The following is a 24,311-nucleotide window of genomic DNA, read 5'->3' as shown; positions in this document are numbered from 1 at the left end:
TCCTCCTCCTCGCTGCGGGCCGCTCAAGCCGCGGCCGCCCGCCCGTTGCTGCCCGCCTGCCCGAGCGCCTCGGCCCGCACCCGGGCGCAGCTGCGGCTGATGAGGCGGGAGACGTGCATCTGCGAGATGCCGAACCGGTCGGCGATCCTGCTCTGGGTCATGTCCTCGAAGTAGCGCAGGTAGAGGATGGCGCGGTCGCGTTCGGGCAGGTGCCGCAGACCCTCCTTGGCCGCCTCGCGGTCGATGACGACGTCGTACGCGGAGTCCGCCGCGCCCAGGGTGTCGGCGAGGCTGTAGCCGTCCTCGTCGCCCGAGAGTTCGGCGTCCAGCGACAGGGTGCTGAAGCTGTCGAGGGCTTCCAGGCCGGAGTTGACCTCGTCCTCGGTGAGCCCGGTGTGGGCCGCGATGTCGGCGGCGGAGGGTTCCGCGCTGCCCGGGGTCTGGGTCAGCTCGCGGCGGGCCACCCGTACCTTGTTGCGCAGTTCCTGGATGCGGCGGGGCACCCTGAGGGCCCACATCCGGTCCCGGAAGTGCCGCTTGACCTCGCCGGTGATGGTGGGAACGGCGTAACTCTCGAAGGCTCCCCGCTCGGGGGCGTACCGGTCGATCGCCTTGACCAGGCCCAGTGCCGCGACCTGACGGAGGTCCTCGATGGACTCGCCGCGGTCGCGGAAGCGGCCGGCGATCCGGTGGGCCATGGGCAGCCAGGCCTTGACGAGTTCGTCGCGGACCGCCTCCCGCTCGGGGCCGTCCTCCAGGGTGGCCAGGCGGAGGAAGAGGTCCGCCGTGTCGGGGGCGTCGTCGTGGCGCCGGGTGGGGGCGGTCGTCCGGGCCTGCGTGCCGGAAGTGCTGGTCGACATGTCGATAAGCATGCGGATTCGCTCCTGAACGAGGGGTTTCAGGGACTTCCGCGGGAGGGCCGCCGCCCGGACCGTTGGGAGGGCCCGGGGCAGCCATGTGGCTCCCGCTGGCGCGCCTCCGGTCCGAAGCACGAACATCCGTATGCCCGGCGATTCCGCGAACAAACAACGCCTGTCGTGGAGGGTCCTCAGCGGAAGGCGACCACGGCGGTGATGCACTTCCCGCCGGCGGGAAGTTCCGACACGCGCACGTCGCGGGCCAGCCGGCACACGATGGGCCAGCCGTGGCCGCCGACGCGGTGCCGTCGCCGCGGATCCGAGGACGGCCTGGTGACGGGCAGCCGGTCGCTGCGGTCACTCACCGAGACGCGCACGCCCGTTCCGACGACGTCGACGCGGAAGTCCGTGACGCCGCCGCCGTGCAGGATCGCATTGGTCGTCAGTTCGGTGGCGACGAGCAGGGCATCGCCGAGTGCCTCTTCGTCGCAGGGGGTGTGAGTGGCCCTGCAGCGCTCGGTGACCGCCCGCTCGACCACCCTGCGCGCCTCGGCGGGCTTGCAGGAGCGCGGCGGCCCGGTCCGCTGCGCGCCCAGTCGCCCGAGGGCGGATTCGGTCCTGTGCTCCTCGCACATCGCGTGGCTCCCTGGTTCGGTGAAGAACCGGCCTCCAGGTGCGGGGAGAGGGAAGCCGGACCCTGCCTCACCCGCGGCCGCCGCAGTCCGGGAACGTACAAGCGCCCTCTCGGACACGGCTGTCTCCCCCGCCCGTCCGCAGCGATTGCGCCTCCGCTGCGCGAGCACCGCAGGTCTCTTTGTTCGGCTCGCCTGCGCGGGCCCCGCCAAACCTCCCGGCGGAAAGTACGTGCCCCGGCCATCGGGGGGTACGCGGATGTCATGACCGATGTCGTGGACTCAGACGAACTGCTGCGCCGTATCCAGCGTGCGCGGGCCTGCGCGCAGCAGGAGAAGCACCGGTGGCGTGCGCGGGACGAGGACCTGCGGGCGGACGAGCCGGAGGCGGCGCGCGAGGCCGCCGTACGGACGCTGGCCTATGAAGCCGTCCTCAGGGTCCTGGACGAGATCCTCACCCCCGGCAAAACCGGCTGACAGGGCCGGCGGACCCGGGGCTCGCTGTGGGCCCGATTGGCGATGTCCGATGGCGGGAACCCGGGTGCGCATGACAGTCGATCACAGCCGAGCGCCCATCCTGGAAGCACTGTCCGAATATCACCGCCGCGGACGGCTGGGGTTCACGCCTCCGGGCCACAAGCAGGCCCGCGGCGCCGATCCCGCCGTGCGGGAGGTGCTGGGCGATGCGGTGTTCCTCGGTGACGTGCTGGCGTCGGGCGGGCTGGACGACCGGCTCACCCGGGGGCAGGTGCTGGTCCGTGCCGAGGAGCTGATGGCCGACGCCGTGCACGCCGAGCACACCTTTTTCACCACGTGCGGCAGTTCGCTGTCCGTCAAGGCGGCGATGCTGGCCGTCGCGGGACCGCACGAGCAGCTGCTGGTCGGCCGGGACGCCCACAAGTCGGTCGTGGCGGGGTTGATCCTTTCGGGCATCGAGCCGGTCTGGGTCGAGCCGCGCTGGGACGCGCAGCGGCACCTGGCGCATCCGCCGTCCCCGGACGACTTCGAGGCGGCCTTCGAGGCCCATCCCGAGGCGAAGGGTGCGCTGGTCACCAGCCCGACGCCGTACGGCAGCTGCGCGGATCTGCAGGCGATCGCCGAGGTCTGTCACCGGCGCTCCGTGCCGCTGGTCGTGGACGAGGCCTGGGGCGCCCATCTGCCGTTCCATCCCGATCTGCCGACGTGGGCGATGGACGCGGGCGCGGACATCTGTGTGACGAGCATCCACAAGATGGGCAGCGGACTGGAACAGGGCTCCGTCTTCCACCTGCGCGGCGACCTCGTCCCGCCGGAGCTGCTGAAGATGCGCGCCGACCTGCTGGGCAGCACCAGCCCTTCGGTACTGATCTACGCCGGACTCGACGGCTGGCGCCGCCAGATGGCCCTGCACGGCAGGGAGCTGATGGGCGGTGCGCTGGACCTCGCGGCCGAGGTCCGTGCCGCGGTCGAGGAGATCGACGGGATGCACGTCAACGACCGGGAGGACTTCTGCGGTCCGGGCCTGGCCGACGACCTCGACCCGCTGCCGGTGATCATCGACATCAGCGGGCTGCACATCACCGGGTTCAGGGCCGCGGACTGGCTGCGCGAGCAGCGGGCCCTGGACGCCCATCTGGTGGACCACCGCCGCATCGGCGCGCAGATCACGCACGGCGACGACTGGCAGACGACCGGCGAACTGCTCTCCGCGCTCAAGGACCTGGCCCGCGCCGCGCCGGGACTCGGACCGGGCCCGCAGGTGGACGTGCCGTCACCGTCCGAGCTGCGCCTGCCCCAGGCCATGCTGCCCCGGGACGCCTTCTTCGGCCCCACGGAGAACGTGCCCACCGAGGAAGCCGCAGGCCGTGTCGCAGCGGAGATGATCACGCCGTACCCGCCCGGAATCCCGGCCCTGCTGCCCGGCGAGCGGCTCACGGAACCCGTGCTGCGCTATCTGCGCACCGGCCTGGAGGCGGGGATGTACCTGCCGGACCCCACCGATCCGAAGCTCGAGACGATCAGGGTCGTGGCGGCCGGTGAGGAGCCCAAGGAGTGAAACGGGTCACGTGACCCGGTTCTGGGTGAGCAAAACAAGAGCAGATGGTTTACGGTTCATTCATACGTGGTGACGGAGTCGACCGTACCGTCCTCCGACGCCACCGCTTACGGCCCTGGCTGGCCTCCCCCGTCCAGCCAGGGCTTTTTCATGTCCTGGCGGTTCTCGGCAGGAACTCATGTCCGCCGAGGTGCTCGGGGCGCCGGCAGCGGCTGAAATGAGCGTAGGGAAAGCACCGGAACCGATCCCCGGCGAGGAGCCCCGCGTCATGACCAAAGCGATAAAACTGCTGACCGCCCTTCCCCCGCCCCAGCGGCAGAGCCTGATGACGCTCGCACAGGAGGTCTCCTTCCCGGAGGACACCCGGATCTTCGAGGCGGGCGGCAAGGCCGACCGCTTCTGGGTCATCCGCTCGGGCGCCGTCTCCCTCGACCAGCGGGTCAACTCGCTGCATCGGGTGACCGTGGCGAGCCTCGGCTCGGGCGATCTGCTGGGCTGGTCCTGGCTGTTCCCGCCGCACGAATGGGACTTCGGCGCGGAGGCCTTCAGTCCCGTCCGCGCCTACGAGTTCGACGCGGCGGCGGTGCTGCGGCTGTGCGAGCAGGACACCCAGCTCGGCCTCGCGCTGGTGCGCAGCGTCGCGGAGATCCTCGCGCACCGGCTGGAGATGACCCGGGGCAAGCTCATGGAACAGCACGCGGGCCGCGGACGCGGCGCCCTCGGTCGGCTGCAGGGAACGGTGTGTTGCGGCCACCCCGAGCGGGGTCAGATGCGGTAGCGGCGCAGGGCCGGGATCGCGGCGGTCAGGATCAGCATCACGGCGATGACGAGGAGGCCGCCACCCGCCACGGCCGTGCGCGGGCCGAACACGGAGCCCGCGGTGCCGTGCAGGACGTCGGCCAGACGCGGGCCGCCCGCGACGACGACCGTGAAGACGCCCTGCATACGGCCGCGCATCTCGTCGGTGGCGGCGGACAGCAGGATCGCCCCGCGGAAGACCATCGAGACCATGTCGGCGACCCCGGCCAGGGCCAGGAACGCGGCCGCGACCCACAGGTTGCCGCTCAGCCCGAAGCCGGCGATCGCCGCGCCCCAGGCGACGACCGCGCCGATCACCATCCAGCCGTGTCGGCGGGCCCGGGAGAACGTGCCGGAGAACAGTCCCCCGAGCACCGCGCCGATGGGGATCGCCGCGAACAGCAGGCCCAGGGCGAGCCCTTCGCCGTAGGAGCCGTAGGTCTGGGCGGCGAGCTGCGGGAACAGGGCGCGGGGCATACCGAGGACCATCGCGATGATGTCGGCGAGGAAGGACAGCAGCAGCACCTTGTGCCCGGAGATGTAGCGGAAGCCCTCCACTATCTCCCTCACTCCCGCGCGTCGCTTCTCGGTGCCGGACAGGGGCGGCAGGGAGGGCAGCTTGTAGACCGCCCACACCGTGACGCACAGCGCGAGGGCGTCGATCAGATACAGCTCGGGCAGGCCGATGACCGGGATCAGGGCGCCCGCGAGCAGCGGTCCGACCACCTGCCCGGTCTGCATGACCGTCGAGCCGAGGGCGTTGGCCGCGGGCAGCTGGCCCTCGGGCACCAGGCGGGCTATGGAGGCGTTGCGGGCGGGGGCGTTCAGGCCCCAGAACGCCTGCTGGATCGCGAGCAGCACCATCAGCGCGGCCACGGACTCGAGCCCGGTGAAGGCCTGGAGCCAGAACAGCAGCGAGGTGACGGCGATGCCGCTGTTGGTGATCAGGAGCAGCTTGCGGCGGTCCATGCTGTCGGCGACCGCGCCGCCCCACAGCGCGAACACGATGAGCGGCAGCAGCCCGGCGAGGCTTGCCGCGCCGACCCACGCGGAGGAGCCGGTGATGTCGTAGATCTGCTTGGGCACGGCGACCGCGGTGAGCTGGCTGCCGACGGCGGTGACGATCGTCGAGGACCACAGCCGGCGGTAGGCCGGAATGCGCAGCGGCCGGGTGTCCATGGCCCACCGGCGCCAGCCGCGCCGAGGCGGGTCGACCACGACCGCGTCCGGTGTCTGCGGTTCGGTACTGCTCTCGCTGGTGTCCACGGGCTTCCTGGTTGCTCGGTACATCTTTCGGGTCCGGGTTCACTATCCCAGTACCGCCCGGGAGTTCGGGACGCGCGGTCTCAGCTTGTGGACTTCACGCCACGGGTTTCACGCCCCCGCAACGAGCATGCCGCCGAGGGCCGGCATCGTCGCGACGACCAGTCCGTCCAGGACCCGCCGGGCCGCGGGCCTGGCCAGGAAGCGGCCGAGCACCGAAGCCCAGCGCGGCGATCCAGCACAGGCCGGCGAGGCGGCACCGAGGCCGAACGTCCGGCGCAGGGGCCGCGTGCGCGGCGATCGAGCCGAGCAGGAACACGACAGGTGCGCACGCTGCCGGCCGTGGTGGACAAGGGCACGTTCGACGCGGCGGCCGCGGTGCACCATGTGATGTCCTCGGCGGTGAGTCAGCGGGTGAAGGCGCCGGACCAGCGCACCGGCCGGGTGCTGCTGATGCGTACGAAGCCGGTGCGACCGACCGAGTCGGGCGAGGTCGTCGTGCGGTTCGCCCGCCAGCTGGACCTTGCTCCTGCCGGTGTTGACGCGAGTGCGGCACGAGCCGCGGCTCTGTTTCGAGCTGCGTCGCTGCTGCGGGAAGGGTTGGTGATGGCGGCGGTGACGTCGTCCGCCGAGCCGGTGACGGGCTGCAGCGTGCGGGCGCTGGGGCCGATGCGTTATGTGCCGGTGGCCAGTCCGGACTTCGCCCGGGAGTACTTCGGCGGGCCGTTGCGGGAGGCGCCGACGGTGGCCTTCGACCGCAGCGACGACCTGCAGGACGCCTTCGCGCAGACTGCGACGCGGGAGAAGGGCCGCCAGTCCGGTACGGCACTTCGTGCCCACCTCGGAGGGGTATGCCGAGTCCGTCGCGGCGGGTCTGGGCTGGGGTCTGGTGCCCGAGCTGCAGGCCGAGCCGCTGCTGTGGGCCGGGCCCTCGACGTGCCGCTGTGCTGGCGGCAGTGGACGCTGGACTCCCCGACGCTCGCGGCGGTCGCCCGGGCGGTGACGGAGGCGGCTGCCGGGGCACTGCGCGGCGGGGCCGAGGGCCACCACTGACTTGCGTGATGCAATCGACGTACGATGGGGGCGTGCTTCCTCGTACGTACGAAGGTCAGGTCTGCTCGATCGCCCGGTCGCTCGAGGTGGTGGGCGAACGCTGGACGTTGCTGATCGTGCGGGACGCGCTGCGCGGCACACGGAGGTTCGAGGACTTCCGCGGCAGCCTCGGCATCGCGCACAACGTGCTGTCCGACCGGCTGGGCAAGCTCTGCGAGGCCGGGATTCTCGAGCGGCGGCTCTATCAGACGCGCCCGGAGCGGTACGAGTACGTGGTGACCCCGGCGGGCCTGGATCTTTGGCCGGTGATCATGTCCCTGCTGCTGTGGGGAGACGGGCACCGGGCTCCGCAGGGGCCGCCGCTGGTGGTCCTGCACCGCGGCTGCGGCGGCCGGTTGCGGCCCGGGCTCACCTGCTCCGCCTGCGGGAAGCCGCTGGGGCCGAACGACTGCGACATGCGGCCCGGGCCCGGTGCTCAGCCGGCGGATTCCACGGTCAGTCCCGCGAGCCCCGCGTAGTAGGCGAACCTGAACGGGCTGAAGAGCTGGTGCCGTTCGACGAGAGCGTGCAGGACCCGGCCGCGCAGCCCGGCGAGCGACGGGTCCTCCGGGTGGCTCAGCAGGGCGCAGTCGACGATCCTGAGGGCCGCGGCCGGCTCTCCGCGCGTCAGCAGTTGCTCACCCGCCGCAGCGAACGCCTCGGCCCGGCCGCCGGCCAGCAGGTCCAGCGCTGCGGCCCACTGCGCCCGGCCGACGGGGTCGACGCCCTCTCCGTCCGCCTTCCAGTAGCCGGTCCGCTGGTCGTGGACGCGCTGGATGAAGCCCTCGCGCATGACCAGGTACGGGAGGATCGCGGCCGGATGCCCGCGCAGCGCCTCGGGAAGGTGGTCACGTTGCAGCAGGTCGGTCAGCGACCGGCCCGCGACGATGTCGTCCGCGACGACGGCGTGCAGGTCCCGCAGGGCGGCGAGCAGGCCCGGCAGCGCCTCGACGGTGAAGTTCTCGGTCAGCGGCGGGTGACCGTGGATCAGCAGCCGGGGGCCGAGGTCCAGGACCGTCCGCAGTGCGTCGAACAGACCCTCTGCCGAGCCTTCGGCGAAGAACGGCGCACCCAGGTACGGCATGCACATGTCGCCGACGAACACCACGCCCTCGTCGGGAAGTTGGACGAGGAGACCGTCGCGTGTCTCGCCTCCGGCGATGGGGACGAGGGTGAACCTCCGCCCGCCGACGGTCAGCGTCCCGGGGTCCTCGACGAGCCGGTCCGGCACGACGTGCGGACGGCGCTCCTGGCCGTCCGGCAGCAGGGCCGGGAAGGGCGGCGGGCTCACGGCCTGCAGCGCGATTTCGTCGGGGAAGGCGGCCTGGGCGACGACCTGTGTCCCGGGGCCGGCGAGGGCTTCCAGGCCTCCGGTGTGGTCGAAGTGTGCGTGGGTGAGGATCACATGGGTGATCGGCGCGGGGGTGACGGCCCGCAGATCGCGCAGGGCCGCTTCGACGTGCCGGGGGTGGCTCGCCGCGTCGATCGCCACGATGCCGTCGTCCGTGACGACGAACGCGAAGTCGGCGAAGTCGTAGCCCTGGGCGACGTGCACGCCCGGCGCCATTTCCACCAGCCGTGGTGCGGTCATGCGCAGGCCGTCCTCGGCGCTGACCAGGTAGTCCGTGACGAGTGACAGGCCGGGGGCATGTCCGATGCGCTCGCGCGCGGCCCGGGCCTCCTCGGTACGGCCCCGGCAGGCGTAGGCGCGGGCCAGGGCGGCGTGCACGGAGTGCAGGAACCCGGCCGGGAACTGGTCCCGTACGGCGAGCACGAACTCCAGGTCGGCGATCGCCGTGTCGGCCCGGCCCGCGCAGTCCGGGAGGTTCGCGAGGGCGGTTCCCCTGAAGTACTGCGGCAGCCCGAGACCGCGTTCCGCGGCCGCGTCGAGCCGGGCGATCGCCTTCTCGTCCGGTCCGTCGAGGCGGGCCTGGAAGACTCCCGCCAGGCTTTCGGCCAGGGCCGATTCGGGGCGTTCGGCGCTGAGCGCGGTGAAGTAGTCGTATCCTTCGCGGAATTGGCGGGCGGCGAGCAGCTGCTGGGCGAGCACGGCGGTCACCCGGTCGGGAATGCCGGGCCAGCGCACGGCACGCCGCAGGGCGTCGGTCTCCTTCATGGCCACTCCTTCAGTGACGTCATGGTGCTTCGTTCAGGGGCGCGGTCCGCTGCGGGGCAGCCTTCTCGGGTTCCGGTCGCGGTGCCCGGACGCGGCCCAGGGCGAGTGAGACGACGGCGGCGAGCCAGCCGGCGCCGGTGATCATGAGCCAGGCGTGGCGGAAGCCGCCGAGGGCCTGGGGTCCGGCCGTACCGAGGAGGGCGACCAGCGCCGCGACTCCCACGACGGCGCCCAGTTGACGCAGGGCGGACGTCATGCCGATGCCGGTGGCCAGGCTCGGCGGCGGCAGTTCCAGGACGGCGGCGCCGCCGAGTGCGGGCAGGGACAGGCCGACTCCGACGCCGGTGATGGTCGCCGCCGGGAAAAGGACCGGCCAGTAGTGCGGCCTGGCCGTGGCGGTCAGGGCCAGCAGGAGCGGGCCGGCGCCGAACAGGAGGGTGCCGGGCACGGCGGCGACGCGCGGACCGTAGCGGTCCGTGAGCCGGCCGGCCAGTGGGGCCATGAGGGCGGCCATCACGGGTCCCGGCGTGACCGCGGCTCCGGCGCGCAGCACCGGCCACTGCCACACGGTGGTCAGGAACAGCACATTGCACAGCAGCGAGGCGAAGAACCCGGCGCCGAAGACGAACGTGCCGAGGTTGGCCACGGTGAAGGAACGGAGGCGGAACAGGCCGAGGTCGGCCACCGGTGTGGCGTGGCCGACGGACCTCAGGACGAACAGCGGCAGCAGTACGGCGGCGGTCCCGAATGCGGCGAGCACCGCGCCCGAACTCCAGCCCCAGTCCTCGCCCTTGACGATGCCCAGGGCGAGGCCGCCCACGGCGCCGACCAGCAGCAGCGCGCCGAGGGCGTCGGGAACGCCCTGCGCCCGCTCGTCGTGGCTCTCGCGCAGCAGCCGCGCGGCCGCCATGAACGCGGGCAGGCCGATGACGAGGTTGACGAAGAACACCGCACGCCAGCCCTGCCAGTCCACCAGCAGTCCGCCGAGCGAGGGTCCGACACCGGCGGCGACCGCTCCCGCCGCCGTCGACAGGGCGATCGCGGTGCCGCGCCGCTCGGGCGGGAACTCCGGCAGGGTCAGGCTCAGCGAGGTCGGCAGCACGGTCGCGGCGCCGAGTGCCTGCACGACACGGGCCGCGACCAGAACCGGTACCGACGCGGCCAGGCCGCTCGCCACGGACGCGGCAAGGAACAGCAGCAGCCCGCCGAGGAAGAGCCGTCGGCGTCCGTACCGGTCGGCGAGGCGGCCTGCCGGTACGAGGGCGGCGGCGAACACCACGCTGTATCCGTTCAGCACCCACGACAGATCGGCGAGGGAGTCGCGCGGGAACGACCGCCCGAGGTCGGTGAACGCGATGTTCACGATGGTGACGTCCAGCAGGGCCATGAAGACCACGGCCGAGGTGACGACGAGGACCTTCCAGCGACGCTCCATGTTCCGCCTCCGGCACCGAGCAGTCGATTGTTTGATGCAATCGACTCCACCGACTATAGAGACGCGACTTGCATGAAGCAATCGAGTGGGCGGATCACGTCAGGAACGCAGTGCCGCCAGCTGCGCCGCGGCGCTGTCCAGCAGCATCTCCAGTGCCGTCGGATACGCGCTGTCGACCATGCGGGCCGCCAGCAGGGGCGCCGCCTCGGCGATGCGCGGGTGGGTGGTGCGGGGCAGCCGGGCGTACGTCGAGCGCCACATGTCCTCGTCGGCGCGCAGCGCGGCGCTGGGCAGGGCGAGGGATGCGGCGTCGAGGGCGGCGAAGGCCAGGGTCTGGTCGATGAAGGCGTGGTAGAGGCGCACGGTGTCCGGCAGCGGGAATCCGGCGGTGCGCAGGATGTCCAGCACGGCCTCGTCGGCGGCCAGTTCGTTGGCCCGGCCGGTGACCCGGCTGGTGGTCAGTACCGCGGCCTGCGGGTGGGCGAGGTAGGCGGCGTGGATGCGCAGGCCGACCGAGCGCAGGTCGGGGCGCCACTCCCCCGTCGGGCGCCAGCCGTCGAGGGCCTGCCCGATGAGCGCGTCGCCGATGGCGAGGGTGAGCTCGTCCATGCCGCGGAAGTAGCGGTACAGGGTGCTCGGGTCGGCGTCCAGGGCGAGGCCCAGGCGGCGGGCGGTGAGGCCCGCGCTGCCGTGTTCGCGCAGCATGCGCAGCGCGGTGTCGACGATCAGCCGCTCCGACAGCACCGTGCCGCTCTTGGTGGGCCGGCGCCTGCGCCGCTTCTCCTCGGGCACCACCGGTTTGGGCATGACGACCTCCCTATGCCCTTATGCCAACGCCATTGACCTTACGTGGACCGGCGGCGTTGTATCTCCGGCGGGGCCCCTCGTCATCAATCCTCCGGACAGGGAGATCTGTCATGCGTGTCCTGCTCGTGGGCGCCGGCGGTGTCGGCACCGCCATCACCCGGATCGCCGCCCGCCGCCCGTTCTTCGAGGCGATGGTGGTCGCCGACCACGACCCGGCGCGGGCGGAAGCGGCCGTCGCGGCCCTCGACGACGACCGCTTCCTTTCCGTCCGTGTCGACGCGAGCGACGAGCCGGCCGTGGCGGAGCTGCTGCGGCGGCACGGCTGCGACGTGCTCCTCAACGCCACCGACCCGCGCTTCGTGATGCCGCTGTTCCGCGCGGCGCGCGCCGCCGGCGCGACCTACCTCGACATGGCGATGTCGCTGTCGCACCCGCACCCCGAGCGGCCGTACGCGGAGTGCGGGGTCAAGCTCGGCGACGACCAGTTCGCGCAGGCCGAGGAGTGGGCCAAGGCGGGCGCGCTGGCCCTGGTCGGCATGGGCGTGGAGCCCGGTCTGTCGGACGTCTTCGCCCGGTACGCCGCCGACGAACTCTTCGACGAGATCGAGGAGATCGGCGTCCGGGACGGCGCGAACCTCACCGTCGACGGCTATGACTTCGCCCCGTCCTTCAGCATCTGGAACACCATCGAGGAGTGCCTCAACCCGCCGGTGGTCTACGAGGCCGGGCGCGGCTGGTTCACCACCGAGCCGTTCAGCGAGCCGGAGGTCTTCGACTTCCCCGAGGGCATCGGTCCCGTCGAGTGCGTGAACGTCGAGCACGAGGAGGTGCTGCTCGTCCCGCGCTGGGTGGACGCACGCCGGGTCACCTTCAAGTACGGGCTGGGCCGGGAGTTCATCGAGACGCTGAAGACGCTGCACCTGCTGGGCCTGGACCGCACCGAGCCGGTGACCGTGCCGAGCGCCGCCGGACCGGTCTCCGTCTCGCCCCGGGACGTCGTCGCCGCCTGCCTGCCCGATCCGGCGACACTCGGCGAGCGGATGCACGGCAAGACCTGTGCGGGCACCTGGGTGCGCGGCGTCAAGGACGGTGCGCCGCGGGAGGTGTACCTGTACCACGTGGTCGACAACCAGTGGTCCATGGCGGAGTACGGCAGCCAGGCGGTGGTGTGGCAGACCGCCGTCAATCCGGTCGTCGCCCTCGAACTCCTCGCCACCGGCGCCTGGTCCGGCTCGGGCGTCCTCGGCCCGGAGGCGTTCCCCGCCCGCCCGTTCCTTGATCTGCTGACCGCCTACGGCTCCCCGTGGGGCATGCGCGAGCAATGAGCACCGGATCTGCGCGATTTCCGTCGTTTCACTCCCGCATCGACAGGTGACTCGAAACCGAGTAAGCCATTCGCGAGGGCACGTACGACTTCGATCGCAGGTGACATTTCATGGACAACTGGCGAGACCAGGCCGCGTGCCGAAACGAGGACCCCGAGCTGTTCTTCCCGATCGGCACCTCAGGCCCCGCGTTGATGCAGACGGAGAAGGCGAAGGCGGTGTGCGCCCGCTGCCCGGTCCGGGAGCAGTGCCTTGAATGGGCGCTGGGCCACGGGGAGATCCTGGGCGTGTGGGGCGGCACCGGCGAGACGGAACGGCACGCCATGCAACGCAGGCGGCGTCGGCGCGCGGCCGCGCGCAACGGATAGGGCCTGTCCGCGGGCGCCTCAGCTCTTCGGGGCCGGGGCGCCTGGCAGGCGCAGGGTGAACACCGCGCCCGCGCCCGGTTCGCACGCGGCGACCGCCGTTCCGCCGTGTGCGGCCACCAGGTGACGGACGATCGGCAGGCCGAGGCCGCTGCCGCCGGTGCGGCGGCTGCGGGACTTCTCGGCCCGCCAGAACCGGTCGAACACGTGCGGCAGATCATCCGGCGCGATGCCCGTGCCGGTGTCGGTGACGGTGAAGACGACGTCTTCGCCGTCGCGGCGGGCGGCCAGGGTGACGGTGCCGTCGGGAGGCGTGTGCCGCAGCGCGTTGGAGACGAGGTTGCCCAGCGCCTGCCGCATGCGCACCGGATCCGCGTCGAGCCACGGGGTGCCGTGCTGTTCGGTGCGTACGGTGACGCCGGCCGCGTCGGCGGCGACGCGGTGGGCGGCGGCGACCTGGTCCAGCAGTTCGTCGGCGCGGACCGGTTCGCGGTGCAGGCGCAGGGTGCCCGCGTCGGCGGCCGCGAGGTCCTGGAGGTCGTCGATGATGCGCTGCAGCACCAGCGCCTCCTCGTGCAGGGAGCCGAGCAGCGCGGGATCCGCGTCGACGACGCCGTCGCGGGTGACCTCCAGCCAGCCGCGGATGTTGGTCAGCGGGCTGCGCAGCTCGTGCGCGATGTCGCTGACCATGGCCTTGCGCTGGGCCTCCAGGCGGGCGCGCCGCTCGGTGAGGTCGTTGAACGCCTCGGCGAGGATGCCGGTCTCGTCCCGTGTGGTCACCGGTACCCGCACATGCCGGTCCGGCGGCTGCTGCGCCGCCTCGGTCAGCGCCCGCAGCGGCCGTACGAGCCGGGTGGCGACGACGGCCGTGACGGCGAGGGTGACGGCGAGGACGAGACCGGCCGCGCCGACGATCTTGGCCTTGTTGGCCGGGGACATGTCGAAGCGGGGCGGGGTGGTGTCGTCGCCGCCGAGGTAGAGCTCGGCCACGGGGGCGACATACGGGTCGAGTTGGGCGCGCAGGGCGTCGTCGGTGCAGGTCCGCGCCGTCTCCATCGCCTTCGCGTCGCCCTCCTTGGCGAACTTGGCGATGGCGTACCGGCTCACGGGTGTCTTGCCGGGGGGACTGAGCATGAGGTAGAGCGGCCTGCCGAGGTCCAGACCGTGCTGGTGCAGACAGGCACGGGCGCCCTGGGTCAGGTTGTCGAGCGCCTTCTTCTCGGTGCCTGTGGGATCGCTGAACAGCCCGTAGCCGCAGTCCTCGGTCGGATAGTCGGGGGCCGCGGTGCCGTCGGAGTTGACGATCATGGGGCGGCCGCTCGGGCTGTGCTCGACCTTGGTCTCGACGCCGAACCGGCGGTAGCACGTCCGCTGTTTCTCCGCGATCGCGTCCAGTTGGGCGCGCTCTTTCGCCGTGAGCCGGTAGGGGCCCACGGCCCGGGGGTCGATCCCGCTGAGCTGGGCGCCGGTCTCGGTGTAGGTGTCGGTGTGCAGGGGGTCGACGGTGGCGGCGGCGCCGAGCGGCAGGGAGGTGCCCTTGCCCGCCGAGTCGGCGATGAGGGTGCGTTCGGGGGTGGTCAGGGCGATGCGCCGGCCCATGGTGGCGGCCAGGGACCGGACGGTGGCCCCGACGCCCTTCCAGTCGGGGTGCGTTGCCGCATAGCCGCTGAGTTCCGCGAGGATCCGCATGTCGTCGGCGAGGTCCTGGCCCTGTTCCTCACGCAGGGCACGGGTGGTGGTCTCCACCGCCAGCCAGGCCGTCGCCGCCACCGAGCACACGGCGATCAGCACCGACGCGATCAGCAGCCGCACCAGCAGCCGTTTGCGCAGCGGTATGCGGCGCTTCACGGACGGCCGCCGCTGAGTTTGTAGCCGACCCCGAACACGGTCAGCAGGCGCACCGGCCGGCGCGGGTCGGCCTCGATCTTCTTGCGCAGGTTCATGATGTGGACGTCCACGGCCCGCTCGGTGGAGGCCCGGTCGAAACCGCGGGTGCACTGCAGCAACTGGCGCCGGGTGAAGACCCGTTCGGGTTCCGCCGCCATGGCCAGCAGGATCTGGAACTCGGCCGGTGTGCACTCCACGGGTACGCCCTCGCAGCGCACCTCGTGCCGTTCCGGATCGACGGCGAGCCCGGCCGCCCTGACGACGGGATCCTCCCGCACGCCCGCGGTCCGGCCGCTGCGCCGCAGCACGGTGCGGATGCGGGCCATCAGCTCGCGCGGGCTGTACGGCTTGGTCATGTAGTCGTCGGCGCCCAGTTCCAGGCCGAGCAGCACGTCGTCCTCCTCGGACCGTGCGGTCAGCATGAGCACCGGTATGTCCTCCTCGCCGCCGCGCAGCACCCGGCACACGCCGAAGCCGTCGACCACGGGCAGCATCAGGTCGAGGACCACGAGGTCGGGTCTCAGCCGGCGGGCGGCGTCCAGGGCGGCCGCGCCGTCATGGACCACCGTGGCCGTGTGGCCCTCCGCCAGCAGGGAGCGGCGTATGAGTTCGGCCTGCATCTCGTCGTCCTCGGCGACCAGCACATGTGCGCACACGCGGCGGATCCTAGGCGCTTCAGCGGGCGAGGGACTTCGCGTCGCCCATGACGACGACGGGGTGGAGGGCGGGGTCGAGCGCGCGCAGCAGGTCCTTCATGTGCTGCTCCGAGACGCTGACACAGCCGTGGGTGGGGCCGCCGTGGTCGACGTGGAACCAGATGCCGCCGCCGCGGCCCGCGCCGAGGGGGCGGGTCCAGTCGAGGGGCGAAGTGCCGGGCTCGCGGTTGTAGTTGATGGCGATCACGTAGTCGAAGGAGCCGGCGAGGGGCTCGCCCTCGAAGCCCGTGCCGGGTGAGGTGAACGCGCCGGAGCGGTGGTACGGCAGCCGGGTGCCGGGATCGCCGAGGAGCCCGCCGGCGTCGGTGAGGCCGTACACGCCGACGGGCGAGCGCAGGTCGCCGCCCGTGTGGTGCGCGGACCAGCCCTTGAGCGCGTTGTGCGCGGGCCAGCTCGCGCCGGCCTGCCAGCCGGCCGCGGTGCGCTCGTACAGCACGACCGTGGACAGCGGGGAGTTCCTGTCGCGTCCGGTGACGACGACTGCCTGCCGGGCGTCGGCGGGTATCGCGGCCAGTGTCTTCGGTCCCAGGCCGGGCAGGTGCAGCGGGGCGGCCTGGACGGACATCTGCGGTGCGGGCGGGGCGAGAGTGGCGACGTTCGATGTGCTCGTGGTGGCCGTGGGGGCGCCGGTGGGGTGGCCCGGCGAGGCCACTGCCCCGCCGCCGCATCCCGTGAGGAAAAGGGATGCGGCGAGCAGGGCGACACGGGGTCTATTCATGATCACGGATCGACTGTGACCGACACATGTGAGGAACTCGTCAGGTTCTGGGCTTCGTCCGGCTTACCGGGACTGTACAGCCACGAGGTGAACAAGTGGTTGAGGTCCTTGCCGGACTTCCGCTCCGCGAGGCGGATGAACTGTGCGGTCGTCCCGTGCCCGGCGCGGTGTTCGGTCGCCCAGGCACGCAGGATGCCGAAGAAGGTGCGGTCGCCGACGGCGGTGCGCAGTTCGTGCAGGGCCATGGCGCCGCGTGCGTAGACGGGGGTGTCGAAGATGTTCTTGCCGCTGCCGGGGTCGCCGGGCGGGAACGCCCACAGGTGGTCGCTCGCCGGGTGGCGGTAGAGTCCGTCGAAGGTCTTCTGGGCGCTGTCGCCGCCGTGCTGCTCGCTGTAGAGCCACTCGGCGTAGGTCGCGAAGCCCTCGTTGAGCCAGATGTCCTTCCAGGAGGTGAGCGACACGGAGTCGCCGAACCACTGGTGGGCGCTCTCGTGGACGAGGGTGCTCAGGTCCGGCGCCGAGTCGTACAGCGGCCGCGACTGGGTCTCCAGCGCGTATCCGACGTCCGGCGCGTGGTCCACGATCGACCCGGCGTTGCGGAACGGGTAGGGCCCGAAGAGCTTGCTCTCCCATTCCAGGACGGACGGCAGTTTCTTCAGCACGGGGGCCGCCCGGGACGCCTCGCGCGGGTCGACGGCGTTGTAGACGCGGATGCCGTCGCGGGTGGTGTACTGCTCCACCTTGAACTTCCCGATCGTCGCCGTGGCGAGGTAGGCGGCCATGGGCTCGGCCTGCCGCCAGTGGAAGGTGGTCTGCCGGTGCGCGGTCCGCTGCCCGACCAGGACGCCGTTGGCGACGGCGGTGCGGCCCTCGGGGACGGTGACCGTGATGTCGTACGAGGACTTGTCCTTGGGGTGGTTGTTCGCCGGGAACCAGGTCATGGCGCCCTGCGGCTCCCCGGCGACGAAGGCGCCGTCGTCGGTCGTTATCCAGCCGTCGGCCGAGCCGTCGGGATCGGTGACCTGCTTGGGGATGCCGCTGTAGGTGACGGTGACGCGGAACGTCTCGCCCTTGTGCAGGGGGCGGTGCGGGGTGACGACGAGTTCCTGGCCGTCGCGGCGGTACTGCGCCCGGTCGTGGTCGACGGTCAGGCCGGTGACCTTCAGCCCCTTGAAGTCGAGGTCGAAACGGGTCAGGTCCTGGGTGGCGCGGGCGGTGAGAACGGCGGTGCCGTCGAGGTGACGGCTCGTCGGGTCGTAACGGAGGCTCAGGTCGTAGTGGTCGACGTGGTAGCCGCCGTTGCCGGCGAGCGGGAAGTACGGGTCGCCGACGCCGGATGCACCTCCGGTGCCGGCGGTCGCGGGTCCGGCGGCGGCGAGCAGTGCCGCGAGGGCGACCGGAACGGTCGCGGTCAGGGCCTCACGGCGAAGGACCGTGGTGGATCTGACGGAGTGTCGGCCCGACTGCCTCATGTGCGCTCCTGGGGGGGTGGCTGATGATCATACGAAGCCAGGTTATGGGCAGTACTCCACGGTTTCCTCCTCGATCGGGTCAAGTGATACGGCGTCACCCGACGCCCGCGCACTACGCTCGACGTCACCCGCCACCCAGAAAGGCCCGATCGTGAGCGTTCGCGTGCGTCGCGTCTACGAACCGCCCGAGCCGGACGACGGCGTACGCGTCCTGGTCGACCGGCTGTGGCCGCGCGGCCTGTCCAAGGACGCCGCGCACGTGGACGAGTGGCCCAAGGCCCTCACCCCGTCCACCGAACTGCGCCGCTGGTATCACGCGGGTGAGGGGTCGTACGAGGAGTTCGCCGACCGTTACGAGGCGGAGCTGGACGCCCCGGAGGCCGCCGAAGTACTCGGCCGTGTGCGGGAATTGGCAGCCAAGGGACCCGTGACGCTGCTGACCGCGTCCAAGGAGCCCGAGCAGAGTCATGCCGAGGTGCTGCTCCGGCTGCTGGGTTCGCGTTCGAGGTAGGTCTCGGTGACGGCCAGGGCGGCCGCCATGATGCTCGGTTGCGGCAGGGGCGGTCGGGTCTCGGTCTCCGACCGCCCCTGCCGCCTGTCCGCCGGTCAGGCGGTCTGCTTCGCCGCCGCCCGGCCGGCTGCCCGCCCGGAGAAGAGGCAGCCGCCGAGGAAGGTGCCCTCCAGGGCGTTGTAGCCGTGCACGCCTCCGCCGCCGAAGCCCGCGACCTCGCCGGCCGCGTAGAGGCCGTCGATCGGGTGGCCGTCGGCACCCAGGGCGCGGGAGTCGAGGTCGGTCTGGATGCCGCCGAGCGTCTTGCGGGTGAGGACGTGCAGCTTGACGCCGATGAGCGGGCCGGCCGCCGGGTCGAGGATGCGGTGCGGGGTGGCGACGCGGCCGAGGCGGTCGCCGATGTAGCGGCGGGCGTTGCGGATGCCCTGGATCTGGGAGTCCTTGCTGTAGGGGTTGGCGATCTGCAGGTCGCGTGCCTCGATCTGGCGGCGCAGGACGTCCGCGTCGAGCAGTGGCTTGTCCGTCAACTCGTTCATCTTCGTGACGAGTTGTTCCAGGGTGGGTGCGGTCACGAAGTCGGCGCCCTTGCGCAGGAACGCGTCGACCGGGGCCGGGGCGCCCTTGCCCAGGCGGTTCTTCAGGACCGCGCCCTTGTCCTTGGCGGTGATGTCGGGGTTCTGCTCGGAGCCCGACAGCGCGAACTCCTTCTCGATGATCTTCTGGGTGAGGATGAACCAGGAGTGGTCGTAGTCCGCGATGTCCGGGGTGGTGCGCAGGTACTTGAGGGTGCCGAGGGTGTCGTAGCCCGGCAGGCAGGGGTCGGGCAGCCGGCGGCCGAGGGCGTCGAACCAGAGGGAGGACGGGCCGGGCAGGATGCGGATGCCGTGGCCGGGCCAGATCGGGTCCCAGTTCTGCAGGCCCTCGGTGTAGTGCCACATGCGGTCGCGGTTGACCAGGCGCACGCCGGCCCCGGCGCTGATGTCGAGCATGCGGCCGTCGACGTAGGCGGGGACGCCGGTGACCATCTGGGTGGGCGGGGTGCCGAGGCGCTCGGGCCAGTAGCGGCGGACGATGTCGTGGTTGGCGCCGATGCCGCCGGTGGTGACGACGACGGCCCGGGCGGTGAGTTCGAAGTCGCCGATGCGGTCGCGGTTGGAGGCCACGCCCCGGGGCGAGCGGTCTTCGGCGAGGACGGTGCCGCGCACTCCGCGGGCGGCGCCTTCCTCGATCACCAGCTCGTCGACCTGGTGGCGGTGGTAGAAGGTCAGCAGTCCGTCGCGGGCGGCCTGCTTGGCGTGGTCGACGAACGGCTCCACCACGCCGGTGCCGGTGCCCCAGGTGACATGGAAGCGTGGCACGGAGTTGCCGTGCCCGTCGGCCCGCAGGTCGCCGCGTTCGGCCCAGCCCACCGTCGGCAGCAGCTTGATGCCGTGCCCCTCCAGCCAGGACCGCTTCTCGCCCGCCGCCCACTCGACGTAGGCGCGGGCCCAGCGCACCGCCCAGGAGTCCTCGTCGTCGACCCGGTCGAACCCGGCGCTGCCCTGCCAGTCGTTCCAGGCCAGGTCGAAGGAGTCCTTGATGCCCAGGCGGCGCTGCTCCGGGGAGTCGACGAGGAACAGCCCGCCGAAGGACCAGAAGGCCTGGCCGCCCAGGTTGGCGGCGTTCTCCTGGTCGACCAGCGCGACCCTGCGGCCCCGGCTGGTGAGCTCGTGCGCGGCGACCAGGCCCGCGAGGCCCGCTCCGACGACGATGACGTCCGCATCCATGGCGAGGGTTCCTTTGCTCGTTGGGTGGTCCGGTTGAGGGGGCTCGTTCGGAGATCTCATCGGGAGGTGTGGCTGCCGTCGGTCAGCAGCGCGGTGAGCAGTTGCCTGAGCCAGCCGCGGGCGCTGTCCACGTCCTTGTCCAGCAGGAGTTGGGTGGTGACGCCGTCGTACGCGGCGACCACGGCGTGCGCCGCGCCGTCGATGTCGCCGAGAACGGCGGGCAGTTGGGCGAGGCCCTGCGCGCGGGCGAGCCGGTCGGCGACCGCCTGCCGCAGCCGCGCCCGGTGTTCCAGCAGGGTCTCCGCCACCTGTGGATCGCGGGCGGCGTGCACCAGGAAGTCCGTCTTCACCAGCAGCCAGTCCAGGTCGAGGAGCAGGACTTCGGTGACGCGGTCCACGGCGGCGGGCACGTCCAGGTCCGGTCCGTCCAGGGCGAGGGCACCGGAGACCTGGTCCGCGATGAGGTCGGCGCGCTGCCGGTAGAGGGCGAAGAACAGCTCGTCCAGGCTGCCGAAGTTGGAGTAGAAGGCTCCCCTGCTGTACCCGGCGGCCTCGCAGACCTCCTCGATGGAGACCCGCCCGAAGCCCTTGGCGGCGAACACCGAGAAGGCGGCGTCGAGGAGGTTGGCGCGGGTGCGGACCCGGCGCCTGGTCACGCGTGGGGCCTTTTCCTCCGTCGTCATCTTCGACCTCCGTTCGATACAGGAATGTATCCGATACACCGATGTATCGGAAGGTGGGCCGGTGCCATTCCGATCGCACGAGATAGGAACATGTTTTCGAATAGGGGAGTACGCTGAAGCTGTGGACATGCACCTCCAGGGCTCGCTCTTCGACCAGACCGACGAGCTGCGTCTCGGCTCCCTCAACGGGATCCGCCGGACGCATCTCGGCCTCGGAGCCTGGATCGACGTCCTGCCCGGATGGCTCGCCGGCTCGGACATCCTGTGCGAACGGCTGGCTGCCGAGGTGCCCTGGCGTGCGGAGCGCCGCAAGATGTACGACCAGGTCGTGGACGTACCGCGGCTGCTCGCGTTCTACGGTGCGGGCGACATACTCCCGCACCCGGTACTGGACGAGGCGCGCGAGGCCCTGTCCGCGCACTACGCCGACGAGCTGGGCGAGCCGTTCACCACGGCCGGGCTCTGCTACTACCGCGACGGGCGGGACAGTGTCGCCTGGCACGGCGACCGCATCGGACGGGGCGCCCGCGAGGACACCATGGTCGCCATCCTCTCCGTGGGCACGCCCCGCGATCTGCTGCTGCGTCCGATGGGGGGCGGCGAGAGCGTACGGCGGCCGCTGGGGCACGGCGATCTCATCGTGATGGGCGGCTCCTGCCAGCGGACCTGGGAGCACTGCGTCCCGAAGACCACACGCGCCGCGGGACCGCGCATCAGCATCCAGTTCCGCCCGCACGGCGTGCAGTGAGGCGGAGAGGCGGCTGCTTCGGCTGCACGCAGGGGGCTGCCTCCGGCGGACGGTGCCGGAGGCAGCCCTTTCTCCGGGGCGAGTCCCTGAGCCCGCAGATTGGCGCGGACCTGCCGCTTCCGGTGCGGGCCGGGTCTGCTTTGCTTGTGCCGTCGGGCAGGGACCTCACCACGCGGGGCAATCATGCAGGCAGACGTGCGGCAAGTCGCCGACGGCATTCACCTGGTGCACGGCAGCAACACCAACTGGGTGATCCTCACCGAGGGCGACGAGATCACCCTGGTGGACACCGGCTACCTCGGCGACCGGGAGCAGCTGCTCGCCTCGCTGGAGGCGGTGGGAGGTGCGCCGGAGGCCGTCGCGGCGGTGCTGATCACCCATGCGCACAACGACCATCTGGGCTCCGCCGAGTATCTGCGCTGCACCTACGGCACACCCGTGTATCTCCATGAGGCCGAAGTGCCGCACGCACGCCGGGAGTTCCTGCAGCAGGTGACCGTCGGGCAGGTCGTGAAGAACAGCTGGCGGCCGGGGGTCCTGCCCTGGTCGGTGCACACCCTGCGCGTCGGCGGCATGGCCCAGGTGCCGGTCGCCGCCCCGGAGCCGTTCCCGGCGGCGGGCCCGCTGGACCTGCCGGGCCGCCCCGTGCCGGTGCACACGCCCGGCCACACCGACGGCCACGCGGCCTTCCACCTGCCGGACGCCGGGGTGCTGATCTCGGGCGACGCCCTGGCCAGCGGCCACCCCACCTCGCGGCTCCAGGGACCCCAGCTGCTGCCCGACATGTTTCACCACGAGCGGGCCCGCGCCGTGGCCTCGCTGGACATCCTGGCCGCACTCGACGGCGAACTGCTGCTGCCCGGCCACGGCCCCGTGCACCGCGGTCCAGTGCGTGAAGCGGCACTTCAGGCCAAGGAGCGTGCCCTCTAAGGTGAGGTGACGATCACCCGCGAGGCAAGGACACGCACGCCATGGCACTGCAGATCAGCGCGACGAACCCGGAGCACCCCGCGCTCCTGCTGGCCCTGCCCTGGCATCTGCCCCTGGAGGAGTGGCCCGACGAATACCTCGTCCCGCTGCCGCGCGGCATATCCCGCCACGTCGTGCGCTACGCCCGCGCCGGCGACGAGGTGATCGCCGTCAAGGAACTCGCCGAACGGCCCGCCCTGCGCGAGTACGAGCTGCTGCGCGACCTGGACCGGCTCGGCATCCCGGCGGTGGACCCGCTGGCCGTGGTCACCGGACGCTCCGACCAGGCGGGCGACCCGCTGGAACCGGTGCTGATCACCCGGCATCTGCGCGGCTCACAGCCGTACCGCTCGATGTTCGAGACGACGATGCGCCCCGCCACCATGCACCGCCTCATGGACGCGCTGGCCGTGCTGCTGGTGCGGCTGCACCTCGCCGGGTTCGCGTGGGGCGACTGCTCGCTGTCCAACACCCTCTTCCGGCGCGACGCGGGCGCCTACGCCGCCTACCTCGTGGACGCCGAGACCGGTGATCTGCACCCCCAGCTCAGCGGCGGGCAGCGCGAGTACGACCTCGACCTCGCCCGTGTGAACATCAGCGGCGAGCTGCTCGACCTGGAGGCCTCCGGGGCACTGCACCCCTCCGTCGACCCGGTCGAGTTCGGCATGGAGATCTGCGCCCGCTACGGGGACCTGTGGCAGGAGCTCACCCGCACGTCCGTGTACCCGGCGGGCAAGTACCACTACATCGAGCGCCGCATCCGCCGCCTCAACGAACTCGGTTTCGACGTGGCCGAGATGCAGATCCAGCACTCCTCCAACGGGGACACGGTCACCTTCGTCCCCAAGGTCGTCGACGCCGGCCACCACCAGCGCCAGCTGCTGCGCCTGACCGGCCTGGACGCGGAGGAGAACCAGGCGCGGCGGCTGCTGAACGACCTGGAGAGCTGGATGGCCACCCAGGACGACTACGCGCCCGGCGACCCCCTCGCGGCCCGCCCCGAGGTGCTGGCCCACCGGTGGGTGCGGGACGTCTTCCGGCCCACCGTGCGCGCCGTACCCCTCGAACTGCGGGGCGCGATGGACCCGGCGGAGATCTACCACGAGCTGCTCGAGCACCGCTGGTACCTGTCCGAGCGGGCCCAGCACGACATAGGGCTGGACACGGCGGTCGAGGACTACATCGAGAACGTGCTGCCCAAGGCGCGCGAGACCCTGGAGCCGGTCACCCCGGAGTGACTCAGGCGTGCGGCACCACGGCCACCGGACAGTCGGCGTGGTGCAGGACGCCGTGCGCCACCGAGCCGATGCGGGCGCCGACGGCCGTGCGGTGCGCGCGCCGGCCGACGACCATCAGCTGGGCCCGCCCGGCCACCGACAGCAGCACCTGGCCCGCACTGCCGATCTCCAGGTGCTCGATCACGGGCACGTCGGGAAAGCGTTCCCGCCAGGGCCGCAGCGCGGCGGCCAGCGCCTTCGCCTCGAACGGTTCCAGGCCGCCTGCCTCGTCGAGGAGGTGCATCGAGCCCGGGCTGTACGCGAACACCGGCGGCAGCGTCCAGGCCCGCACCACCCGCACGGTGGCACCGCGGGCGGCCGCCGTCTCGAAGGCGAACCGCAGGGTGTCGGCGCTGTCGTCCGGTTGGCCCTGCTGGCCGACGACCACCTCCCGTCCGGCGGCCTCGGCCGCCGGCCGGTCGCCCGCGCGCACGAGCACCACCGGCCGCGTCGCCTCGGCGATCACCTGCTGCCCCACGGAGCCGAGCAGGAAGCCCACGACGGGCCCGTGCCCGCGTGAACCGAGCACCAGCATCTCGGACTCGGCAGCCGCAGCGAGCAGCGTGTCGACCGTCTCCCCCGCCACGACGTCCGTGGCGACGTCGAGGTCCGGATGGCGCGCGGTGACACTCCGGACGGCCTCGTCCAGCGCGTCCCGGACCCAGCCGGCCTGGGTGTCCGGGTCCGCCGCGTCGATCGCCTCGTACGGCTGGAAGTGCCAGACCTGCACCACCCGCAGCGGCAGTCCCCGGCGCACCGCCTCCCGGGCCGCCCAGTGCAGCGCCGCGATGCTCTCCTCGGTTCCGTCGAGACCTGCGGTGATCGGGCGGGTCATGCGG

General features: G+C 71.9%; 23 protein-coding genes and 2 pseudogenes. 11 read left to right on the top strand and 14 right to left on the bottom strand.

Annotated elements, in window-relative coordinates; translation table 11 throughout:
• Nucleotides 1-23 precede the first annotated feature (23 nt).
• Both ACIBW9_RS12200 and ACIBW9_RS12195 read right to left on the bottom strand, forming a co-directional pair.
• Nucleotides 24-872, bottom strand: a complete 849-nt coding sequence (locus tag ACIBW9_RS12200) for a SigB/SigF/SigG family RNA polymerase sigma factor (RefSeq protein ID WP_398953899.1) — start codon at nt 870-872, stop codon at nt 24-26.
• A gap of 176 nt (nt 873-1,048) precedes the next feature.
• The gene (locus ACIBW9_RS12195) at nt 1,049-1,492 is read right to left on the bottom strand and encodes an ATP-binding protein (RefSeq protein WP_398953897.1); all 444 of its coding nucleotides are present in this window, start codon (nt 1,490-1,492) and stop codon (nt 1,049-1,051) included.
• 261 nt (nt 1,493-1,753) lie between these two features.
• Between ACIBW9_RS12195 and ACIBW9_RS12190 the strand changes: the two genes are divergently transcribed.
• The 3 genes from ACIBW9_RS12190 (at nt 1,754) to ACIBW9_RS12180 (ending at nt 4,302) form a co-directional block, all read left to right on the top strand.
• Nucleotides 1,754-1,966: a hypothetical protein gene (locus tag ACIBW9_RS12190; RefSeq protein ID WP_398953895.1), complete on the top strand. Its 213-nt coding sequence runs from the start codon at nt 1,754-1,756 to the stop codon at nt 1,964-1,966.
• 70 nt (nt 1,967-2,036) lie between these two features.
• A complete protein-coding gene (locus tag ACIBW9_RS12185; protein ID WP_398953893.1) occupies nt 2,037-3,524 on the top strand; it encodes an aminotransferase class I/II-fold pyridoxal phosphate-dependent enzyme in 1,488 nt (495 codons plus the stop codon).
• A gap of 268 nt (nt 3,525-3,792) precedes the next feature.
• Nucleotides 3,793-4,302: a cyclic nucleotide-binding domain-containing protein gene (locus ACIBW9_RS12180; RefSeq protein ID WP_398953891.1), complete on the top strand. Its 510-nt coding sequence runs from the start codon at nt 3,793-3,795 to the stop codon at nt 4,300-4,302.
• On the opposite strand, the gene ACIBW9_RS12175 is transcribed toward ACIBW9_RS12180, so the two are convergent.
• Both ACIBW9_RS12175 and ACIBW9_RS12170 read right to left on the bottom strand, forming a co-directional pair.
• Nucleotides 4,290-5,588 carry an MFS transporter gene (locus ACIBW9_RS12175; RefSeq protein ID WP_398953889.1) on the bottom strand — a complete coding sequence of 433 codons (1,299 nt, stop codon included), beginning with the start codon at nt 5,586-5,588 and terminating at the stop codon, nt 4,290-4,292. The genes ACIBW9_RS12180 and ACIBW9_RS12175 overlap by 13 nt on opposite strands.
• 108 nt (nt 5,589-5,696) lie before the next feature.
• A pseudogene (locus ACIBW9_RS12170) lies at nt 5,697-5,907 on the bottom strand (amino acid transporter); the annotation flags it as partial.
• Between the two features lie 2 nt (nt 5,908-5,909).
• Here ACIBW9_RS12170 and ACIBW9_RS12165 point away from each other — a divergent pair.
• Together ACIBW9_RS12165 and ACIBW9_RS12160 are read left to right on the top strand one after the other, a co-directional pair.
• A pseudogene (locus tag ACIBW9_RS12165) lies at nt 5,910-6,638 on the top strand (LysR family transcriptional regulator).
• Between the two features lie 32 nt (nt 6,639-6,670).
• Nucleotides 6,671-7,156, top strand: coding sequence for a winged helix-turn-helix transcriptional regulator (locus ACIBW9_RS12160; protein ID WP_398953887.1), 486 nt, complete (start codon nt 6,671-6,673; stop codon nt 7,154-7,156).
• On the opposite strand, the gene ACIBW9_RS12155 is transcribed toward ACIBW9_RS12160, so the two are convergent.
• From ACIBW9_RS12155 to ACIBW9_RS12145, 3 genes are all read right to left on the bottom strand, one after another.
• Nucleotides 7,114-8,793 (bottom strand): MBL fold metallo-hydrolase, encoded by a 1,680-nt coding sequence (locus ACIBW9_RS12155; RefSeq protein WP_398953885.1) that lies wholly within the window; start codon nt 8,791-8,793, stop codon nt 7,114-7,116. The genes ACIBW9_RS12160 and ACIBW9_RS12155 overlap by 43 nt on opposite strands.
• 19 nt (nt 8,794-8,812) lie before the next feature.
• Nucleotides 8,813-10,228 (bottom strand): DHA2 family efflux MFS transporter permease subunit, encoded by a 1,416-nt coding sequence (locus ACIBW9_RS12150; RefSeq protein ID WP_398953883.1) that lies wholly within the window; start codon nt 10,226-10,228, stop codon nt 8,813-8,815.
• A gap of 99 nt (nt 10,229-10,327) precedes the next feature.
• Complete coding sequence (locus ACIBW9_RS12145) at nt 10,328-11,035, bottom strand: TetR/AcrR family transcriptional regulator (protein ID WP_398953881.1); 708 nt, start codon at nt 11,033-11,035, stop codon at nt 10,328-10,330.
• A gap of 110 nt (nt 11,036-11,145) precedes the next feature.
• On the opposite strand from ACIBW9_RS12145, the gene ACIBW9_RS12140 reads away from it, so the two are divergent.
• Both ACIBW9_RS12140 and ACIBW9_RS12135 read left to right on the top strand, forming a co-directional pair.
• Entirely contained in the window at nt 11,146-12,360 is a 1,215-nt protein-coding gene (locus ACIBW9_RS12140; protein ID WP_398953879.1) for a saccharopine dehydrogenase family protein, read from the top strand.
• A gap of 110 nt (nt 12,361-12,470) precedes the next feature.
• The gene (locus ACIBW9_RS12135; RefSeq protein ID WP_389079773.1) at nt 12,471-12,728 is read left to right on the top strand and encodes a WhiB family transcriptional regulator; all 258 of its coding nucleotides are present in this window, start codon (nt 12,471-12,473) and stop codon (nt 12,726-12,728) included.
• An 18-nt stretch (nt 12,729-12,746) separates the two neighbouring features.
• On the opposite strand, the gene ACIBW9_RS12130 is transcribed toward ACIBW9_RS12135, so the two are convergent.
• The 4 genes from ACIBW9_RS12130 to ACIBW9_RS12115 are packed head-to-tail and all read right to left on the bottom strand — an operon-like array spanning nt 12,747 to nt 17,518.
• Nucleotides 12,747-14,573 carry a sensor histidine kinase gene (locus tag ACIBW9_RS12130; RefSeq protein WP_398953876.1) on the bottom strand — a complete coding sequence of 609 codons (1,827 nt, stop codon included), beginning with the start codon at nt 14,571-14,573 and terminating at the stop codon, nt 12,747-12,749.
• Nucleotides 14,570-15,268: a response regulator transcription factor gene (locus ACIBW9_RS12125; RefSeq protein WP_398953874.1), complete on the bottom strand. Its 699-nt coding sequence runs from the start codon at nt 15,266-15,268 to the stop codon at nt 14,570-14,572. Before ACIBW9_RS12125 ends, ACIBW9_RS12130 begins: the two co-directional genes overlap by 4 nt.
• A 19-nt stretch (nt 15,269-15,287) precedes the next feature.
• Complete coding sequence (locus tag ACIBW9_RS12120) at nt 15,288-16,052, bottom strand: L,D-transpeptidase family protein (protein WP_398953872.1); 765 nt, start codon at nt 16,050-16,052, stop codon at nt 15,288-15,290.
• On the bottom strand, nt 16,049-17,518 hold the full coding sequence (locus ACIBW9_RS12115) for a M1 family metallopeptidase (RefSeq protein ID WP_398953870.1): 1,470 nt from the start codon (nt 17,516-17,518) through the stop codon (nt 16,049-16,051). The genes ACIBW9_RS12120 and ACIBW9_RS12115 overlap by 4 nt, the downstream gene beginning before the upstream one ends.
• A gap of 151 nt (nt 17,519-17,669) precedes the next feature.
• Here ACIBW9_RS12115 and ACIBW9_RS12110 point away from each other — a divergent pair, with 151 nt between their 5' ends.
• On the top strand, nt 17,670-18,029 hold the full coding sequence (locus ACIBW9_RS12110) for a DUF488 domain-containing protein (protein WP_398953869.1): 360 nt from the start codon (nt 17,670-17,672) through the stop codon (nt 18,027-18,029).
• A 95-nt stretch (nt 18,030-18,124) separates the two neighbouring features.
• Here the strand turns inward: ACIBW9_RS12110 and ACIBW9_RS12105 are convergent, their stop codons facing one another.
• Together ACIBW9_RS12105 and ACIBW9_RS12100 are read right to left on the bottom strand one after the other, a co-directional pair.
• Nucleotides 18,125-19,795: an FAD-binding dehydrogenase gene (locus ACIBW9_RS12105; RefSeq protein WP_398953867.1), complete on the bottom strand. Its 1,671-nt coding sequence runs from the start codon at nt 19,793-19,795 to the stop codon at nt 18,125-18,127.
• 56 nt (nt 19,796-19,851) lie between these two features.
• Complete coding sequence (locus ACIBW9_RS12100) at nt 19,852-20,478, bottom strand: TetR/AcrR family transcriptional regulator (RefSeq protein ID WP_398953865.1); 627 nt, start codon at nt 20,476-20,478, stop codon at nt 19,852-19,854.
• 127 nt (nt 20,479-20,605) lie between these two features.
• Between ACIBW9_RS12100 and ACIBW9_RS12095 the strand changes: the two genes are divergently transcribed.
• From ACIBW9_RS12095 to ACIBW9_RS12085, 3 genes are all read left to right on the top strand, one after another.
• Nucleotides 20,606-21,226, top strand: a complete 621-nt coding sequence (locus tag ACIBW9_RS12095; RefSeq protein ID WP_398954011.1) for an alpha-ketoglutarate-dependent dioxygenase AlkB — start codon at nt 20,606-20,608, stop codon at nt 21,224-21,226.
• Nucleotides 21,227-21,409: 183 nt separating this feature from the next.
• Nucleotides 21,410-22,156, top strand: coding sequence for an MBL fold metallo-hydrolase (locus ACIBW9_RS12090; RefSeq protein ID WP_398953863.1), 747 nt, complete (start codon nt 21,410-21,412; stop codon nt 22,154-22,156).
• Nucleotides 22,157-22,197: 41 nt separating this feature from the next.
• The gene (locus tag ACIBW9_RS12085) at nt 22,198-23,433 is read left to right on the top strand and encodes a DUF4032 domain-containing protein (RefSeq protein ID WP_398953861.1); all 1,236 of its coding nucleotides are present in this window, start codon (nt 22,198-22,200) and stop codon (nt 23,431-23,433) included.
• Nucleotide 23,434: 1 nt separating this feature from the next.
• Here ACIBW9_RS12085 and ACIBW9_RS12080 read toward each other — a convergent pair whose 3' ends face one another.
• Nucleotides 23,435-24,307, bottom strand: a complete 873-nt coding sequence (locus ACIBW9_RS12080; RefSeq protein ID WP_398953860.1) for a universal stress protein — start codon at nt 24,305-24,307, stop codon at nt 23,435-23,437.
• Between the last annotated feature and the right edge of the window lie 4 nt (nt 24,308-24,311).

Source organism: Streptomyces sp. NPDC049541 (assembly GCF_044465725.1).
Lineage (GTDB): Bacteria > Actinomycetota > Actinomycetes > Streptomycetales > Streptomycetaceae > Streptomyces.
Note: the sequence above shows the minus strand (reverse complement) of the source record. Positions and strands in the feature narration are given on the sequence as shown.